Source organism: Klebsiella aerogenes KCTC 2190 (genome assembly GCF_000215745.1).
Lineage (GTDB): Bacteria > Pseudomonadota > Gammaproteobacteria > Enterobacterales > Enterobacteriaceae > Klebsiella > Klebsiella aerogenes.
Genome location: NC_015663.1, coordinates 2534151 through 2551713, shown reverse-complemented (window position 1 = coordinate 2551713; position 17563 = coordinate 2534151). Strand labels below are relative to the sequence as shown.

General features: G+C 53.2%; 13 protein-coding genes, 3 tRNA genes and 3 rRNA genes. 6 read left to right on the top strand and 13 right to left on the bottom strand.

The genetic code is table 11. From position 1 onward, the window contains the following. Positions 1-104 precede the first annotated feature (104 nt). Positions 105-836: a DNA polymerase III subunit epsilon gene (dnaQ, locus tag EAE_RS12085; protein WP_015368125.1), complete on the bottom strand. Its 732-nt coding sequence runs from the start codon at positions 834-836 to the stop codon at positions 105-107. Between the two features lie 64 nt (positions 837-900). Here dnaQ and rnhA point away from each other — a divergent pair, with 64 nt between their 5' ends. Beyond that, complete coding sequence (gene rnhA / locus EAE_RS12080) at positions 901-1368, top strand: ribonuclease HI (protein WP_015368126.1); 468 nt, start codon at positions 901-903, stop codon at positions 1366-1368. Here the strand turns inward: rnhA and EAE_RS12075 are convergent. Next, the gene (locus tag EAE_RS12075) at positions 1365-2087 is read right to left on the bottom strand and encodes a class I SAM-dependent methyltransferase (RefSeq protein WP_015704466.1); all 723 of its coding nucleotides are present in this window, start codon (positions 2085-2087) and stop codon (positions 1365-1367) included. The two genes, rnhA and EAE_RS12075, sit on opposite strands and share 4 nt — an antisense overlap. A 33-nt stretch (positions 2088-2120) precedes the next feature. Between EAE_RS12075 and gloB the strand changes: the two genes are divergently transcribed. Together gloB and mltD are read left to right on the top strand one after the other, a co-directional pair. After that, positions 2121-2876 (top strand): hydroxyacylglutathione hydrolase, encoded by a 756-nt coding sequence (gene gloB / locus EAE_RS12070; RefSeq protein ID WP_015704465.1) that lies wholly within the window; start codon positions 2121-2123, stop codon positions 2874-2876. A 71-nt stretch (positions 2877-2947) separates the two neighbouring features. Beyond that, positions 2948-4315: a murein transglycosylase D gene (mltD, locus tag EAE_RS12065; RefSeq protein WP_015704464.1), complete on the top strand. Its 1368-nt coding sequence runs from the start codon at positions 2948-2950 to the stop codon at positions 4313-4315. 54 nt (positions 4316-4369) lie between these two features. On the opposite strand, the gene EAE_RS12060 is transcribed toward mltD, so the two are convergent. The 3 genes from EAE_RS12060 to EAE_RS12050 all read right to left on the bottom strand — a co-directional run bounded on the left by EAE_RS12060 (position 4370) and on the right by EAE_RS12050 (position 7318). Beyond that, complete coding sequence (locus tag EAE_RS12060) at positions 4370-5140, bottom strand: class I SAM-dependent methyltransferase (RefSeq protein WP_015368130.1); 771 nt, start codon at positions 5138-5140, stop codon at positions 4370-4372. A gap of 86 nt (positions 5141-5226) precedes the next feature. Continuing rightward, positions 5227-6024: an endonuclease/exonuclease/phosphatase family protein gene (locus EAE_RS12055; RefSeq protein WP_015704463.1), complete on the bottom strand. Its 798-nt coding sequence runs from the start codon at positions 6022-6024 to the stop codon at positions 5227-5229. Positions 6025-6127: 103 nt separating this feature from the next. After that, positions 6128-7318, bottom strand: coding sequence for an MFS transporter (locus EAE_RS12050; RefSeq protein WP_015704462.1), 1191 nt, complete (start codon positions 7316-7318; stop codon positions 6128-6130). A gap of 104 nt (positions 7319-7422) precedes the next feature. On the opposite strand from EAE_RS12050, the gene yafC reads away from it, so the two are divergent. After that, entirely contained in the window at positions 7423-8325 is a 903-nt protein-coding gene (gene yafC, locus EAE_RS12045; protein ID WP_015704461.1) for a DNA-binding transcriptional regulator YafC, read from the top strand. Between the two features lie 48 nt (positions 8326-8373). Here the strand turns inward: yafC and dkgB are convergent, their stop codons facing one another. The 8 genes from dkgB to gmhB all read right to left on the bottom strand — a co-directional run bounded on the left by dkgB (position 8374) and on the right by gmhB (position 15670). Continuing rightward, positions 8374-9177: a 2,5-didehydrogluconate reductase DkgB gene (gene dkgB / locus EAE_RS12040; protein WP_015704460.1), complete on the bottom strand. Its 804-nt coding sequence runs from the start codon at positions 9175-9177 to the stop codon at positions 8374-8376. Positions 9178-9344: 167 nt separating this feature from the next. Next, positions 9345-9421, bottom strand: a tRNA-Asp gene (locus tag EAE_RS12035). Positions 9422-9477: 56 nt separating this feature from the next. Then, positions 9478-9593 (bottom strand): 5S ribosomal RNA (gene rrf / locus EAE_RS12030). 189 nt (positions 9594-9782) lie between these two features. Continuing rightward, positions 9783-12687, bottom strand: a 23S ribosomal RNA gene (locus EAE_RS12025). Positions 12688-12863: 176 nt separating this feature from the next. Further along, a tRNA-Ala gene (locus EAE_RS12020) sits at positions 12864-12939 on the bottom strand. Positions 12940-13046: 107 nt separating this feature from the next. Then, positions 13047-13123 (bottom strand) — tRNA-Ile (locus EAE_RS12015). Positions 13124-13194: 71 nt separating this feature from the next. Continuing rightward, positions 13195-14734 (bottom strand): 16S ribosomal RNA (locus tag EAE_RS12010). The 16S, 23S and 5S rRNA genes sit together here with 3 tRNA genes alongside, the layout of an rRNA operon. 369 nt (positions 14735-15103) lie before the next feature. Further along, a complete protein-coding gene (gene gmhB, locus EAE_RS12005) occupies positions 15104-15670 on the bottom strand; it encodes a D-glycero-beta-D-manno-heptose 1,7-bisphosphate 7-phosphatase (RefSeq protein WP_015704459.1) in 567 nt (188 codons plus the stop codon). Between the two features lie 188 nt (positions 15671-15858). Between gmhB and metN the strand changes: the two genes are divergently transcribed. Together metN and EAE_RS11995 are read left to right on the top strand one after the other, a co-directional pair. Beyond that, positions 15859-16890: a methionine ABC transporter ATP-binding protein MetN gene (gene metN, locus EAE_RS12000; RefSeq protein ID WP_015368136.1), complete on the top strand. Its 1032-nt coding sequence runs from the start codon at positions 15859-15861 to the stop codon at positions 16888-16890. Beyond that, positions 16883-17536 carry a methionine ABC transporter permease MetI gene (locus EAE_RS11995; RefSeq protein ID WP_015368137.1) on the top strand — a complete coding sequence of 218 codons (654 nt, stop codon included), beginning with the start codon at positions 16883-16885 and terminating at the stop codon, positions 17534-17536. Before metN ends, EAE_RS11995 begins: the two co-directional genes overlap by 8 nt. The last annotated feature ends 27 nt before the right edge of the window (positions 17537-17563 follow it).

Sequence of the window (17563 nt, the reverse complement as noted above, 5' to 3'; positions counted from 1 at the left end):
ATATTACGGTTTCCCTACATCGTCGTCAACGCTTTTTCTTCACTTTTGAATCGTTTGCTGCAAAATTAGCCCACCCGCCTATTTTTAGCGCATATTAGCGGCAATCAGGCGCGCCACAGGCAGCTTCCGCCCTTCTTTTGCACCAGGTCGAGACGCGATTCATGGTCCGCCAGCTCGCTATCAGAGGCATAAACCACGCGTAATTTACTGGCGGCGCGGACAACGCGCTGTATTCCAATATCGCCGGCCTGCTGTTGGCCTTCTCCTTCCATCGAAAACGCCATGCTGGTCTGCCCACCGGTCATCATCAGATAGACGTCAGCCAGAATCTGGGCATCGAGCAACGCGCCGTGCAGCGTACGCTTGCTGTTGTCTATTTCATAACGTGAACAGAGCGCATCGAGGCTGTTACGCTTGCCGGGGAACATCTTACGCGCCAGCGCCAGGCTATCGGTGACCTTACAAAAGGTTTCCGTTTTCTCAATGCCGCGGTTCAGCTTTTTGAATTCATAATCCATAAAGCCGATATCGAACGATGCGTTATGGATGACCAGTTCCGCGCCGCGGATATACTCCATGAACTCATCGGCAACGTCGGCAAATGTCGGCTTATCCATGAGGAATTCATCGGCAATACCGTGAACGCCGAAGGCTTCAGGGTCCACCAGCCGGTCGGGCTTCAGGTAAACATGGAAGTTATTACCGGTGAGGCGACGGTTGATCACCTCTACGGCGCCGATCTCGATGATCTTATGCCCTTCATAGTGGGCGCCGATCTGGTTCATACCGGTGGTTTCGGTATCGAGAACAATCTGTCGTGTAATTGCAGTGCTCATAGCGGTCATTTATGTCAGACTTGTCGTTTACATATCGATTTCAATTACAGGAAGTCTACCAGAGATGCTCAAACAGGTAGAAATTTTCACCGATGGTTCTTGCCTGGGGAATCCTGGGCCTGGCGGCTACGGCGCTATTATGCGCTATCGCCAGCATGAAAAAACCTACAGCGCGGGCTACCGCCTGACGACTAACAACCGCATGGAACTGATGGCTGCCATCGTCGCTCTCGAAGCGCTTAAAGAGCACTGCGAAGTGGTGCTAAGTACCGATAGCCAGTACGTCCGCCAGGGGATAACCCAGTGGATCCATAACTGGAAGAAACGCGGCTGGAAAACGGCGGACAAAAAGCCGGTTAAAAATGTCGATCTGTGGAAACGCCTTGATGCCGCTCTCGGCCAGCATCAGATTAAATGGGAATGGGTCAAAGGCCATGCCGGACACCCGGAAAACGAACGCTGCGACGAACTTGCGCGCGCCGCTGCGTCTAACCCCACGCTGGACGACGTCGGCTACCAGCCGGAAAGCTAATTTCCCCCGTCGCGCCACTGCCTGGTGGCGCCAACGGCCGGACGCAGCTGCGTCTTCGCCTTCCCGGACTTCATCGGATTTAGCGTCAGCGGAATGGTTCTTTTCCGCGCGACGATCATTTGCAAACATCCCAAAGCAGGCAGATGAGTACTTAGCATTTTTCCCCCCTGCTTCGACCAGGGCAGCACCTGATAGCGACCGTAGTGCAGCACCTCAAAATTGAGCAGCGCCAGCCAGTCAAGCTGTCGAGTCATGGTAAACATCCGGCTGTTATAGGGGATAGTTTTTCGCAGAACCGGCGTCACTTTGCGCAATCCAATCAGGCTCAGCGGGTTAAAAGCAGTCAAAATCATCCAGCCATCGTCAATCAGCACGCGGTCAGCTTCGCGCAACAGCCGGTGCGGATCGCTGCACCATGGCAAAGTATGCGCCAGTAAACAGGCATCCACCGATTTGGCGGCGAAAGGAAGAGACAGCGGGTCGGCTTTGACCTGGATCGGACTTCCCCCCAGCGAAACGTTCACCTGATGGGAGATCGCGCAGGCTTCGGTATTGATTTCCGCGCTCAGATTGCCAATCTTAAGTAGATGAAAGCCATATAATTTAGCCAGCCACGGTTTCATATGCCGTTCCAGCGACTCGCGATAGTATTCACCCCACGGCATACTGGACCAATGCTCTGGAGCTGTAATTGTATGAGGTATCCTTGCCGGCTTCATCGCAACCTTCCGCAACGCTTTGAGAGGTAATTTATGAATCTTATCAGTATTCCTGCATTTCAGGACAACTACATCTGGGTTGTTAGCGACGATAGCCGTCGTTGTGTGATAGTCGATCCCGGTGAAGCCGCGCCGGTGCTCGCGGCCATTGAAGAAAACAACTGGCAGCCAGAAGCGATTTTGTTAACCCACCACCACCATGATCATGTTGGCGGCGTGAAAGAACTGCGGCAAAAATTTCCGCAACTTGTGGTTTACGGGCCGGCAGAAACCCAGGATAAGGGAAGCACGGATATTGTATCTGATGGCGATAGCATTACTCTTTTGGGTCACGAATTTTCTATTTTCGCCACGCCAGGTCACACATTAGGACATATCTGTTTCTACAGCAAACCTTATCTATTTTGTGGCGATACAATGTTTTCCGGCGGCTGCGGCAGGCTGTTCGAAGGTACAGCAGATCAAATGTATCAATCATTTATGAAAATAAATGCCCTTCCCGCTGACACCCTAATTTGTTGCGCACATGAGTACACTTTAGCAAACATGAAGTTTGCATTGAGTATCCTGCCAGATGATATGGATATAAAGGATTACTACCATAAAGTTAAGGAGTTACGCGCAAAAAACCAAAAGACACTACCCGTTACTCTGAAAAATGAACGCCGTATAAATTTATTTTTACGTACGGATGACAATGATTTAATTAAAGAAATATCCAAAGAAACAAATTTGCAACACTCAGCGCAAAGATTTGCATGGTTAAGGTCAAAGAAAGATGACTTCTGAGATTTAACGCTTGTCATCCTCGGCCTTCACCGTTATCCTTGCTCGTCTTTTAAGCAACTATTGACACACACATGAAGGCACGAGCGATATTACTCGCCTCTGTCCTGCTGGTAGGGTGCCAGGCGTCGAAGCACGACGGCACCGTAGAACAGCGAGCACAGAGCCTTTCTGCAGCTGGTCAAGGGGAAGCAGGCAAGTTCACAAGTCAGGCGCGATGGTTAGATGATGGAACCCTCTACGCGCAAGACCAGGATCTGTGGACTTCCATAAGCGACGAGCTAAAGATGGGAATTCCGGAAAACCCCCGGATTCGCGAACAGAAACAGAAGTACTTACGTAATAAGAGCTATCTCCACGATGTAACTTTACGGGCTGAACCGTATATGTACTGGATAGCCGGGCAAGTTAAGAAACGTAACATGCCAATGGAACTGGTATTACTACCCATAGTGGAGAGCGCTTTTGACCCACACGCAACGTCTGGCGCCAATGCCGCAGGCATTTGGCAGATCATTCCGAGCACAGGGCGCAATTATGGTTTAAAACAGACCCGCAGTTACGATGCGCGTCGTGATGTCGTCGCGTCTACTACCGCGGCGCTGGACATGATGCAACGTCTGAACAAAATGTTCGACGGCGACTGGTTACTGACCGTCGCGGCATATAACAGCGGCGAAGGCCGAGTAATGAAGGCCGTGAAGGCGAACCGTTCGCGTGGTAAACCCACCGATTTTTGGTCGCTCTCGCTGCCGCGTGAAACCAAGGTCTACGTGCCAAAAATGCTGGCTTTGAGCGATATTCTCAAAAACAGCAAGCGTTACGGCGTGAAGCTACCAACGGCTGATGAAAGCCGTGCGCTGGCGCGCGTTCGCCTCGATAGTCCGGTTGAGATTTCTCAGCTCGCGGACATGGCAGGAATGCCGGTCAGCAAGCTGAAAACCTTCAACGCCGGCGTAAAGGGGTCAACGCTTGGCGTTAGCGGGCCAAAGTACGTTATGGTGCCTCAGAAACACGCAGCTCAACTGCGTGAGTCTCTGGCCTCTGGCGACATTGCCGCCGTACAGCCGACGCAGCTTGCTGACAATACGCCGCTGACCAGCCATAGCTACAAGGTACGTTCTGGCGATACGATTTCCGGAATTGCTTCGCGTCTCGGCGTCACCACCCGGGATCTGCAGCAGTGGAACAACCTGCGCGGTTCAGGGCTGAAAGTCGGGCAGAATCTGGTTGTCGGCGCAGGCAGCAGCGCGCAACGTCTGGCGAACAACAGCGATAGCATCACCTATCGTGTTCGTAAGGGCGACTCGCTATCGAGCATCGCAAAACGCCACGGCGTCAATATCCGCGACGTTATGCGCTGGAACAGCGATACCGATAACCTGAAGCCAGGGGATCAGCTAACGCTGTTTGTGAAGAACAACGACAGACCTGAATCCTGATTTCAGAATAACGAGAAAGGCACCGATTCCCCGGTGCCTTTTTTATTGCCAGCGTTACACTGCTTTATGCGCTTCAAACATGATGGTATCACTGGTAAACGATCCATCCTGCTGTAATTCGAAGTAGGCTTTAACCTCCGCCGATGCGCTCTGCTGATATAAGCGAATCGCCTCCGCCAGCGCTTCAGGCGTGCGCATCCGCGCGACCCAGGAGCTAAACTCCAGCGGCAGACGATCGGTCAATAAATGATTGATCGCCAGGCCTGCGTCGTTGGCCAGCGCCAGCCACTCGCCGCTGGAGTAATTACGCACGTGCGAGGTATCGCGCAGCGCTTCCACGGTTTGCAGCCAGACATCACGTACCGGATGCCCCGGAGACATTACGTCCATGATGATCATCACCCCGCCCGGCTTCAACACGCGTTTCACCTCGCGCAGCGCCTGGCCGACATCATGCCAATGGTGAGCGGAGTAGCGGCTAATCACCACATCAAAACTGGCGTCGGCAAACGGCAGCATTTCAGCATATCCCTGCTGAGTGACGATGTTGGTAAAGCCTTTGTCTTTTGCCGCCTGAGCGACAACCTCCAGCATCTGGCTCGATAAATCATACGCGGTAACCTGCGCTACCTGGCCTGCGGCGGTAAAACTGGCGTGCCCTGCCCCGCATCCCATATCCAGCAACGTTGCCTGCGGGAAATCCGCCAGCCGTTCCGCCAGACGCTGCAGATCGCGCCCGGAGGCGTGTACGGCGCTGGTCAGATAGGCGCTTGCCTGTGAGCCAAACTGCTTTTCGACGTTGTCATGATGAGAGCGTGTTGTCATTGTGTTGTCCTTCGGTGGTTTGAGTAATAAAGGGCAGCATCGTGCTGAACGCAGACCTGCCCGATGGCAGGCCTGACATACCTTAATTAATCAGGCTTGCCGGGACTGAATTCGACTAGTAGCGGGTTGTGATCGGAGGCGCGGGTCACCAGCACGGAGGCATCGTGCACGCTTAAGCCGCGGTAGAACACAAAATCGAGCGGGCGACCAAACGCGCGGCGGCGCTGATCGTCAGAGAAACGAACTTCGCGTAACGACATCTCACGCGCAAAGCGGTACAGCGCGTTCATCCGCGGGCGGCTCCAGGCGTTGAAATCACCAGCCATGATTACCGGCCCGCTGTGATGGGCAATCTGATCGCCAATTGGCAGCAGCTGTTTACTATAGACATCGACGCCAAGACTAAAATTAACCGCATGGATATTCACCACCATTAACAGCCGTGCATCGGGCAGCGGATAAACGGTCACTAACGCCGATTTAGGCAAACGTAAAATAGGTTCGCGCTCGCGCAAGGGACAGCAATAGATGGGGTGAGCGGAGGCCAGCGTCATCACGCCGGAAGGATGCTGCGGCAATACCAGCGCCGGCACCTGATCGGCGGCCAGATAGTTTGAAGTCGCGAACCTGACCAGTTCTGGGGTGGTTTGCGCCTCCTGCAACAGGACCAGATGCGCGTCTTTGCCGAAATTTTTGAGCACTGACTGCCATTCTGCACGCTGCTGCTTAAAGATATTCCACACCAGCACGCGAATTTTCTCATCGCTGCTTAATGGCGCGCCGGCGGGATAAACCGGACTGACGCCCGCAAACGCCCCCGGAGGCAAGATTCTCTCCGCGGGTTGTCCGGCGACATAGCGCATGGCATAGGTATTCTTTCGCAATTTGGGCATTCAACCTCGATAACAGGAAACCAGCCCGACTGCGGCTGGTTCTTCTGTTATAGGGATTTTCCCATACACTTTCAATGCAATTTGCGAGAAAGCCTTATCCTTCGAGAGAAACGGCTGCCGAACGGCGTGGAGATTTATCTAAACGACCGCTCAGTACGACCAGTAGCAAAGCAACCAGCACAATCAGCGCGCCAATCCACGGCGTCTGCGCCAGACCGTACAGCTCGACCGTCTGTCCACCGATGACCGAACCGAGGGCAATACCAATATTGAAGGCAGCGATGTTCAAACCAGAGGCGACATCAACGGCGCCCGGCGTGTATTGTTCAGCCTTTTGCACCACATAGACCTGCAGACCCGGAACGTTGCCGAAGGCGAAAATGCCCATCACCAGTATCGTTGCCAGAGCGGCGTAGTGCAGATTGGCCGTGAACTGGAAGACCAGCAACAGCACCACCAACGCAGCGAAGATAAATTTCAACGCGGCGACAGCGCCATGTTTATCGGCGAGCTTACCGCCCCACACGTTACCGATAGCGACAGAGATACCGTAACCCAGTAGGATCCAACTGACCGCAGACGGGCTAAAGCCAGCCAGCTCCTGCATCATCGGCGCGAGGAAAGTAAATGCGGTAAACACGCCGCCATAGCCCAGCGCGGTAATCGCGTAGATCATCAACAGGCGCGGATGGGTCAAGACTTTCATCTGATCGCGCAGGCTGGTGCCGGCGCGGCCCGGAATATTATTCGGCACCAGGATCAGGCTGCTGATAAGCGCAATGACGCCCAGAATCGATACCGCGAGGAACGTTTCCCGCCAGCCAAAATGCTGACCGATGAACGTCCCGAAAGGCACCCCGGTTACCAGCGCGACCGTCAGGCCGCCGAACATGATAGCAATGGCCGAGGCGGCTTTCTCTTTTGGCACCAGGCTGGTGGCAATCGTCGAGCCGATAGAAAAGAATACGCCATGCGCCAGGCCGGTCAGCAGGCGGGCCATAATCAAAGTGCCATAACCCGGAGCCTGCCACGCTAGCAGGTTACCGGCGGTAAACAACACCATTAACGCCAGCAGGAGCTGTTTACGCGGCATACGCCCGGTTAACGCGGTCAGCACCGGGGCACCAATCGCCACGCCTAGCGCATAGATGGAAACCAGCAGGCCCGCAGACGGCAGCGAGATAGCCAGTTGTTCGGCGATGGTCGGTACCAGGCCGACGATCACAAATTCGGTAGTGCCAATAGCAAAGGCACCGATGGTTAATGCAAGTAGCGCCAGTGGCATAATTTACTCCGTAGCATCAGGATTAAGATGACACGTAGTATGAAGGGATGTTTAAATAACAAAAACAATCAAAATCTCAATAGAATTTTGCTATAGGTGCAACAATGAGAGCCACGTCAGAAGAGATCGCTATCTTCGTCGCCGTAGTGGAAAGCGGCAGTTTTAGCCGGGCGGCCGAGCAGCTCGGGCAGGCAAACTCTGCCGTCAGCCGGGCAGTCAAAAAGCTGGAATCAAAGCTAGGCGTTAGTTTGTTAAACCGGACCACGCGCCAGCTGAGCCTGACAGAAGAAGGCGAGCGTTATTTCCGCCGCATGCAGGTGGTGTTGCAGGAGATGGCGGCTGCTGAGAACGAGCTTCTGGAGACGCGCACCACCCCTCGCGGATTGCTTCGCGTTGATGCCGCCACCCCGGTGATGCTGCATTTTTTAATGCCGCTGGTAAAACCGTTTCGCGAACGTTATCCAGAAATGACGCTCTCGCTGGTCTCCTCGGAAACCTTCATTAATCTTATAGAACGTAAAGTCGACGTCGCGATCCGCGTGGGTACCCTAACCGATTCCAGCCTGCGCGCCCGCCCGCTGTTCACCAGCTATCGCAAGATCATCGCCTCGCCTGATTATATCGCCCGCTACGGCACGCCGGTGAATGCGGAAGATCTTGCGGATCATCTCTGCCTGGGGTTCACCGAGCCTGTCTCGTTAAATACCTGGCCTATTGCCGCCAGCGATGGCCAATTACTGGAAGTCGGTTGCGAAATTACCTCTAACAGTGGCGAAACGCTAAAACAGCTCTGTCTTGGCGGCAATGGTATTGCCTGTCTATCGGATTATATGGTGGATAAAGAGATTGACAGCGGGGAGTTTGTGGAGCTACTTGCCGACAAGCGCTTGCCGGTGGAGATGCCTTTCAGTGCGGTGTATTACAGCGACAGAGCCGTCAGCACGCGTATCAGGGCATTTATTGACTTTCTGAGTGAGCACGTCAAACAGCTCCCGAAGGAGCTGTAAGAAACTATCGTCCGGCAGCGGCGTCAACCGCCTGCCGGAATCGGTGGATTAATCCCACTTCGGCGCCAGACCTTCCGGGCTTACCAGACGGTCGTTGCAATCCAGCGCGGTAATCGCTTTACGATCTTCATCATCCAGCTTCAGATCCAGCGCTTTCAGGTTGCTCGCCAGATTTTCACGCTTGGTGGAAGATGGAATAACCGCATAACCTTCTCCCATCGCCCACGCCAGAATAACCTGTGCCGGGGTCGCATTATGTTTCGCCGCGATACGGGCAATCACTTCATCTTTCAGCGCCTTACCGTAGGCCAGCGTCATGTAAGAGGTGATATGGATACCGTGTTCACGCGCCCAATCGACCACTTTACGGTTCTGCAGGTACGGAGACAGTTCAACCTGGTTGGTCGCGATATTTTCAGCGCCAACGGCAGCGATCGCACGTTCCATCAGTGGAATAGTGAAGTTAGAGATACCGATCTGTCGGGTCAGACCCAGCTTCTTCGCTTCCATCAGCGCAGCCATAAACTCTTCAACAGCAACCGCATCGTTCGGCGACGGCCAGTGAATCAGCGTCAGATCAACATAATCGGTGCGCAGCTTCTGCAGGCTCTCTTTCAGGCTGGCGATCAGCTTGTCTTTACTCAGGTTTTCGATCCAGATTTTGGTGGTGATGAACAGTTCATCACGCGGCACGCCGCTTTCCGCGATAGCCTGGCCAACAGCGGCTTCGTTTTCATAGATCTGTGCGGTATCGATAGTACGATAGCCCAGCTCCAGCGCCATTTTTACAGAGTTGATGACTACGTCGTCTTGCAGACGGAAAGTGCCAAGACCAAATGCAGGGATTGTCATGATTGATGTTCCTCGTTAATTATTCGTTTCGCTTAACTGAGGCCATTATGGGTGAAGGTTGGGTTGGGAAAAAGATCGATAAATGCAGAGGATTTTTGCTGATTTAGCAATAATTGGAATGGAGAAAACAAAAAAGCCCTGAGCAAATGCTCAGGGCTTTTAATAAGTGGCGGAACGGACGGGACTCGAACCCGCGACCCCCTGCGTGACAGGCAGGTATTCTAACCGACTGAACTACCGCTCCACCGAATTTTTTCTACATCTACCGGTTTAATGCCCCGGTTTTACTGCAAATTTGATGCCTGGCAGTTCCCTACTCTCACATGGGGAGACCCCACACTACCATCGGCGCTACGGCGTTTCACTTCTGAGTTCGGCATGGGGTCAGGTGGGACCACCGCGCTATTGCCGCCAGGCAAATTCTTTGTGCTCGTCCTGTGTCTTTTGCGCTCATACTGCGTTGGCTGCTCTCGCGAATGTCAGTCACATACTTCAGTATGCTCCTTCCATCGCTTCGTTTGCCGCCTTGTCTCAGCGCAAAATCCTTCGGACTCTGAATCTAAGCTGAAAATCGTCTCAAATCGCCAAAACACCTTCGGCGTTGTAAGGTTAAGCCTCACGGTTCATTAGTATCGGTTAGCTCAACGTATCGCTACGCTTACACACCCGACCTATCAACGTCATCGTCTTTAACGTTCCTTCAGGAGACTTAAAGTCTCAGGGAGAACTCATCTCGGGGCAAGTTTCGTGCTTAGATGCTTTCAGCACTTATCTCTTCCGCATTTAGCTACCGGGCAATGCCATTGGCATGACAACCCGAACACCAGTGATGCGTCCACTCCGGTCCTCTCGTACTAGGAGCAGCCCCCCTCAATTCTCCAGCGCCCACGGCAGATAGGGACCGAACTGTCTCACGACGTTCTAAACCCAGCTCGCGTACCACTTTAAATGGCGAACAGCCATACCCTTGGGACCTACTTCAGCCCCAGGATGTGATGAGCCGACATCGAGGTGCCAAACACCGCCGTCGATATGAACTCTTGGGCGGTATCAGCCTGTTATCCCCGGAGTACCTTTTATCCGTTGAGCGATGGCCCTTCCATTCAGAACCACCGGATCACTATGACCTGCTTTCGCACCTGCTCGCGCCGTCACGCTCGCAGTCAAGCTAGCTTATGCCATTGCACTAACCTCCTGATGTCCGACCAGGATTAGCTAACCTTCGTGCTCCTCCGTTACTCTTTGGGAGGAGACCGCCCCAGTCAAACTACCCACCAGACACTGTCCGCAACCCCGATTAGGGGCCAACGTTAGAACATCAAACATTAAAGGGTGGTATTTCAAGGTTGGCTCCACGCAGACTGGCGTCCACGCTTCAAAGCCTCCCACCTATCCTACACATCAAGGCTCAATGTTCAGTGTCAAGCTATAGTAAAGGTTCACGGGGTCTTTCCGTCTTGCCGCGGGTACACTGCATCTTCACAGCGAGTTCAATTTCACTGAGTCTCGGGTGGAGACAGCCTGGCCATCATTACGCCATTCGTGCAGGTCGGAACTTACCCGACAAGGAATTTCGCTACCTTAGGACCGTTATAGTTACGGCCGCCGTTTACCGGGGCTTCGATCAAGAGCTTCTCCTTACGGATAACCCCATCAATTAACCTTCCGGCACCGGGCAGGCGTCACACCGTATACGTCCACTTTCGTGTTTGCACAGTGCTGTGTTTTTAATAAACAGTTGCAGCCAGCTGGTATCTTCGACTGATTTCAGCTCCACCCGCAGGGGCTTCACCTACATATCAGCGTGCCTTCTCCCGAAGTTACGGCACCATTTTGCCTAGTTCCTTCACCCGAGTTCTCTCAAGCGCCTTGGTATTCTCTACCTGACCACCTGTGTCGGTTTGGGGTACGATTCAATGTTACCTGATGCTTAGAGGCTTTTCCTGGAAGCAGGGCATTTGTTACTTCAGCACCGTAGTGCCTCGTCATCACACCTCAGCGTTAAAAGGTACCGGATTTACCTGGAACCTCCGCCTACATGCTTAAACCGGGACAACCGTCGCCCGGCTAACATAGCCTTCTCCGTCCCCCCTTCGCAGTAACACCAAGTACAGGAATATTAACCTGTTTCCCATCGACTACGCCTTTCGGCCTCGCCTTAGGGGTCGACTCACCCTGCCCCGATTAACGTTGGACAGGAACCCTTGGTCTTCCGGCGTGCGGGCTTTTCACCCGCATTATCGTTACTTATGTCAGCATTCGCACTTCTGATACCTCCAGCAACCCTCACAGGCCACCTTCGCAGGCTTACAGAACGCTCCCCTACCCAACAACACATAGTGTCGCTGCCGCAGCTTCGGTGCACAGTTTAGCCCCGTTACATCTTCCGCGCAGGCCGACTCGACCAGTGAGCTATTACGCTTTCTTTAAATGATGGCTGCTTCTAAGCCAACATCCTGGCTGTCTGTGCCTTCCCACATCGTTTCCCACTTAACTGTGACTTTGGGACCTTAGCTGGCGGTCTGGGTTGTTTCCCTCTTCACGACGGACGTTAGCACCCGCCGTGTGTCTCCCGTGATAACATTCTTCGGTATTCGTAGTTTGCATCGGGTTGGTAAGTCGGGATGACCCCCTAGCCGAAACAGTGCTCTACCCCCGAAGATGAATTCACGAGGCGCTACCTAAATAGCTTTCGGGGAGAACCAGCTATCTCCCGGTTTGATTGGCCTTTCACCCCCAGCCACAAGTCATCCGCTAATTTTTCAACATTAGTCGGTTCGGTCCTCCAGTTAGTGTTACCCAACCTTCAACCTGCCCATGGCTAGATCACCGGGTTTCGGGTCTATACCCTGCAACTTAACGCCCAGTTAAGACTCGGTTTCCCTGCGGCTCCCCTATACGGTTAACCTTGCTACAGAATATAAGTCGCTGACCCATTATACAAAAGGTACGCAGTCACACCATAAAGGTGCTCCCACTGCTTGTACGTACACGGTTTCAGGTTCTTTTTCACTCCCCTCGCCGGGGTTCTTTTCGCCTTTCCCTCACGGTACTGGTTCACTATCGGTCAGTCAGGAGTATTTAGCCTTGGAGGATGGTCCCCCCATATTCAGACAGGATACCACGTGTCCCGCCCTACTCTTCGAGTTCACAGCCTGTGCATTTTGGTGTACGGGACTATCACCCTGTACCGTCGGACTTTCCAGACCGTTCCACTAACACACAAGCTGATTCAGACTCTGGGCTGCTCCCCGTTCGCTCGCCGCTACTGGGGGAATCTCGGTTGATTTCTTTTCCTCGGGGTACTTAGATGTTTCAGTTCCCCCGGTTCGCCTCGTTAACCTATGTATTCAGTTAACGATAGTGCAACGAATTGCACTGGGTTTCCCCATTCGGACATCGCCGGCTGTAACGGTTCATATCACCTTACCGACGCTTTTCGCAGATTAGCACGTCCTTCATCGCCTCTGACTGCCAGGGCATCCACCGTGTACGCTTAGTCGCTTAACCTCACAACCCGAAGATGTTTCGTAAAACACCCACGTGTCGCGAAAATTTGAGAGACTCGAACACACATTGACTGTGTGTCGTTTCAATTTTCAGCTTGATCCAGATTTTTAAAGAGCAAAACTTCGCAGTGAACCTTTTCAGGTACACTCTGAAGTTTTCTGTTTTTGCAGTAAGGATGGTGGAGCTATGCGGGATCGAACCGCAGACCTCCTGCGTGCAAAGCAGGCGCTCTCCCAGCTGAGCTATAGCCCCATCGAATGAATCTCTTTTAACCTTTAATTCGTTTTCGGGCGCGGCGTGGTGAAGCGAAGCATACTGAAGTATGCGAGCTTTGCCACAACAAAGCACGAGAGCGAATTTGGTAGGCCTGAGTGGACTTGAACCACCGACCTCACCCTTATCAGGGGTGCGCTCTAACCACCTGAGCTACAAGCCTGCAGAGATTACTTACTGCTGTATTTTCATCAGACAATCTGTGTGAGCACTACAAAGGCAGGTTCTTTAAGGTAAGGAGGTGATCCAACCGCAGGTTCCCCTACGGTTACCTTGTTACGACTTCACCCCAGTCATGAATCACAAAGTGGTAAGCGCCCTCCCGAAGGTTAAGCTACCTACTTCTTTTGCAACCCACTCCCATGGTGTGACGGGCGGTGTGTACAAGGCCCGGGAACGTATTCACCGTAGCATTCTGATCTACGATTACTAGCGATTCCGACTTCATGGAGTCGAGTTGCAGACTCCAATCCGGACTACGACATACTTTATGAGGTCCGCTTGCTCTCGCGAGGTCGCTTCTCTTTGTATATGCCATTGTAGCACGTGTGTAGCCCTACTCGTAAGGGCCATGATGACTTGACGTCATCCCCACCTTCCTCCAGTTTATCACTGGCAGTCTCCTTTGAGTTCCCGGCCGGACCGCTGGCAACAAAGGATAAGGGTTGCGCTCGTTGCGGGACTTAACCCAACATTTCACAACACGAGCTGACGACAGCCATGCAGCACCTGTCTCAGAGTTCCCGAAGGCACCAAAGCATCTCTGCTAAGTTCTCTGGATGTCAAGAGTAGGTAAGGTTCTTCGCGTTGCATCGAATTAAACCACATGCTCCACCGCTTGTGCGGGCCCCCGTCAATTCATTTGAGTTTTAACCTTGCGGCCGTACTCCCCAGGCGGTCGACTTAACGCGTTAGCTCCGGAAGCCACGCCTCAAGGGCACAACCTCCAAGTCGACATCGTTTACGGCGTGGACTACCAGGGTATCTAATCCTGTTTGCTCCCCACGCTTTCGCACCTGAGCGTCAGTCTTTGTCCAGGGGGCCGCCTTCGCCACCGGTATTCCTCCAGATCTCTACGCATTTCACCGCTACACCTGGAATTCTACCCCCCTCTACAAGACTCTAGCCTGCCAGTTTCGAATGCAGTTCCCAGGTTGAGCCCGGGGATTTCACATCCGACTTGACAGACCGCCTGCGTGCGCTTTACGCCCAGTAATTCCGATTAACGCTTGCACCCTCCGTATTACCGCGGCTGCTGGCACGGAGTTAGCCGGTGCTTCTTCTGCGAGTAACGTCAATCGCCAAGGTTATTAACCTTAACGCCTTCCTCCTCGCTGAAAGTACTTTACAACCCGAAGGCCTTCTTCATACACGCGGCATGGCTGCATCAGGCTTGCGCCCATTGTGCAATATTCCCCACTGCTGCCTCCCGTAGGAGTCTGGACCGTGTCTCAGTTCCAGTGTGGCTGGTCATCCTCTCAGACCAGCTAGGGATCGTCGCCTAGGTGAGCCATTACCCCACCTACTAGCTAATCCCATCTGGGCACATCTGATGGCATGAGGCCCGAAGGTCCCCCACTTTGGTCTTGCGACGTTATGCGGTATTAGCTACCGTTTCCAGTAGTTATCCCCCTCCATCAGGCAGTTTCCCAGACATTACTCACCCGTCCGCCGCTCGTCACCCGAGAGCAAGCTCTCTGTGTTACCGCTCGACTTGCATGTGTTAGGCCTGCCGCCAGCGTTCAATCTGAGCCATGATCAAACTCTTCAATTTAAGTTTGATGCTCGTGAATTAAACTTCGTAATGAATTACGCATGTTCACTCAGAGACTTGGTATTCATTTTTCGTCCGAGGACGTTAAGAATCCATGTCACTTTGAGTGCCCACACAGATTGTCTGATAAATTGTTAAAGAGCAGTTGCGACGCGCTTTAGCGCTCTGTCGCGAGGTGGCGTATATTACGCTTTCCTCTTTCAGAGTCAACCCTGAATTTCAGAATTTTTCTCTTCAACCGAACCGGCTGTTTGTGTGAAGTGATTCACATCCGCCGTGTCGATGGAGGCGCATTATAGGGAGCCCGCCGGGAATGACAAGCGGAAAAATACATTTTTATTTCAACCGCTCATCTTTTATACGTAACGCTTATTTTTGCTGCTTTTTAATAGCCGCAGGCAGGTCCGCCAGGCTATTTAGCACCCAATCCGCTGCGCTTTCCGCTTCTTCGGTAACCGGCTTACCGGTACGCACCAGCACTTTCGTTCCGACATTCGCCGCTGCAGCCGCCTGCATGTCTTCGAGTTTATCACCCACCATATAAGAAGCGGCCATATCAATATGCAGGAAATCGCGTGCGGAAATGAGCATCCCCGGATGCGGCTTACGGCAATCGCAGGTCTGGCGGAACTCTTCAACGCTCCCCTGCGGGTGATGCGGACAATAATAGATACCGTCGAGATCCACGCCGCGGTCTGCCAGCGACCAATCCATCCATTCGGTGAGGGTCTCAAATTGCGCTTCCGTGAATTTACCGCGCGCGATGCCTGACTGGTTGGTCACCAGCACTAACGCAAATCCCATTGCCTTTAGTTCACGCATGGCATCAATGACGCCGTCGATAAACTCAAAGCTGTCGATTTCGTGGACGTAACCATGATCGATATTAATCGTGCCGTCACGGTCGAGAAAAATTGCGGGTACAGACTTTGCCACCGGTTTGCTCCTGATAAAGGCTAATGCCGTTAGTATCGCATGTTTCGGCATGCAAGAAAGTGCTCATTATAAAGAGTCAGATTGATTTAGACGTCTGGATGCCTTAACATCCATTTCATTGACAGGCATCGCCTGCACACGGCAGAAGAAAATGCCACGGCAAACGGCTAAACGATAATAAATAACTGATGATTAAACTTTCGAATATTACCAAAGTGTTCCAGCAGGGGAACCGCACCATACAGGCGCTGAACAATGTCAGCCTGCATGTCCCTGCCGGGCAAATTTACGGCGTGATCGGCGCTTCCGGCGCAGGTAAAAGTACGCTGATTCGCTGCGTTAACCTGCTGGAACGCCCAACCGAAGGCAGCGTGCAGGTAGATAACCAGGAACTCACCGCGCTGACTGAAAAAGAACTGACTCGCGCGCGCCGTCAGATTGGCATGATCTTCCAGCACTTTAATCTGCTCGCTTCACGTACCGTTTTCGGCAACGTGGCGCTGCCGCTTGAGCTGGATAACACACCGCCGGCGGAAATCAAACGCCGTGTTAATGAACTGCTTGACCTGGTTGGTCTTGGCGATAAGCATGACAGCTATCCGGCAAACCTCTCCGGCGGCCAGAAACAGCGCGTGGCGATTGCCCGCGCGCTGGCCAGCAATCCAAAGGTGCTGCTGTGCGATGAAGCCACCAGCGCGCTGGACCCGGCAACGACCCGTTCGATCCTCGAACTGCTGAAAGACATTAACCGTCGTCTGGGGCTGACCATTCTGTTGATCACCCATGAAATGGACGTAGTTAAACGTATCTGCGACTGTGTGGCGGTCATTAGCAATGGTCAACTGATCGAGCAGGACACCGTGAGCGAAGTCTTCTCCCATCCTAAGACGCCGCTCGCCCAACAGTTCATTCAATCTACCCTGCATCTGGATATTCCGGATGACTATCAGGCGCGCCTGAAGCCCACGCAGCTGCCTGACAGCGTGCCGATGCTGCGTATGGAGTTTACCGGCCATTCCGTCGATGCGCCGCTGCTGTCGGAAACCGCCCGCCGCTTTAATGTGAATAACAACATTATTAGCGCGCAGATGGATTACGCCGGCGGAGTGAAGTTCGGCATCATGCTGACCGAAATGCACGGCACACAGGAAGATACCCAGGCGGCGATCGCCTGGCTGCAGGAACATCATGTAAAAGTAGAGGTACTGGGATATGTCTGAACCAATGATCTGGCTGCTGGTTCGCGGCGTGTGGGAAACGCTGGCTATGACGTTTGTCTCCGGCTTCTTTGGCTTTGTGCTCGGCCTGCCGGTCGGCGTACTGCTGTACGTTACCCGTCCGGGGCAGATTGCCGCAAGCGCCCGGCTGTATCGTACGCTATCGGCGCTGGTTAATATCTTCCGCTCGATTCCATTTATTATTCTGCTGGTGTGGATGATTCCATTTACCCGCGTGATCGTCGGTACCTCTATCGGCCTGCAGGCAGCGATTGTGCCATTAACGGTTGGCGCCGCGCCGTTTATCGCACGTATGGTGGAAAACGCGCTGTTGGAGATCCCGACCGGGCTTATCGAAGCTTCACGCGCGATGGGCGCAACGCCAATGCAGATCGTGCGTAAAGTCCTGCTCCCTGAAGCGCTGCCGGGTCTGGTGAACGCCGCCACTATTACGCTCATCACCCTGGTGGGTTATTCCGCAATGGGCGGTGCGGTCGGTGCCGGTGGCTTGGGTCAGATTGGCTATCAGTACGGCTACATCGGCTATAACGCGACGGTAATGAACACCGTACTGGTATTGCTGGTTATTCTGGTTTATTTAATTCAATTCTCTGGCGATCGTATCGTCCGGGCTGTGACTCACAAATAACGTTATTGACACACAACACTAATTCTT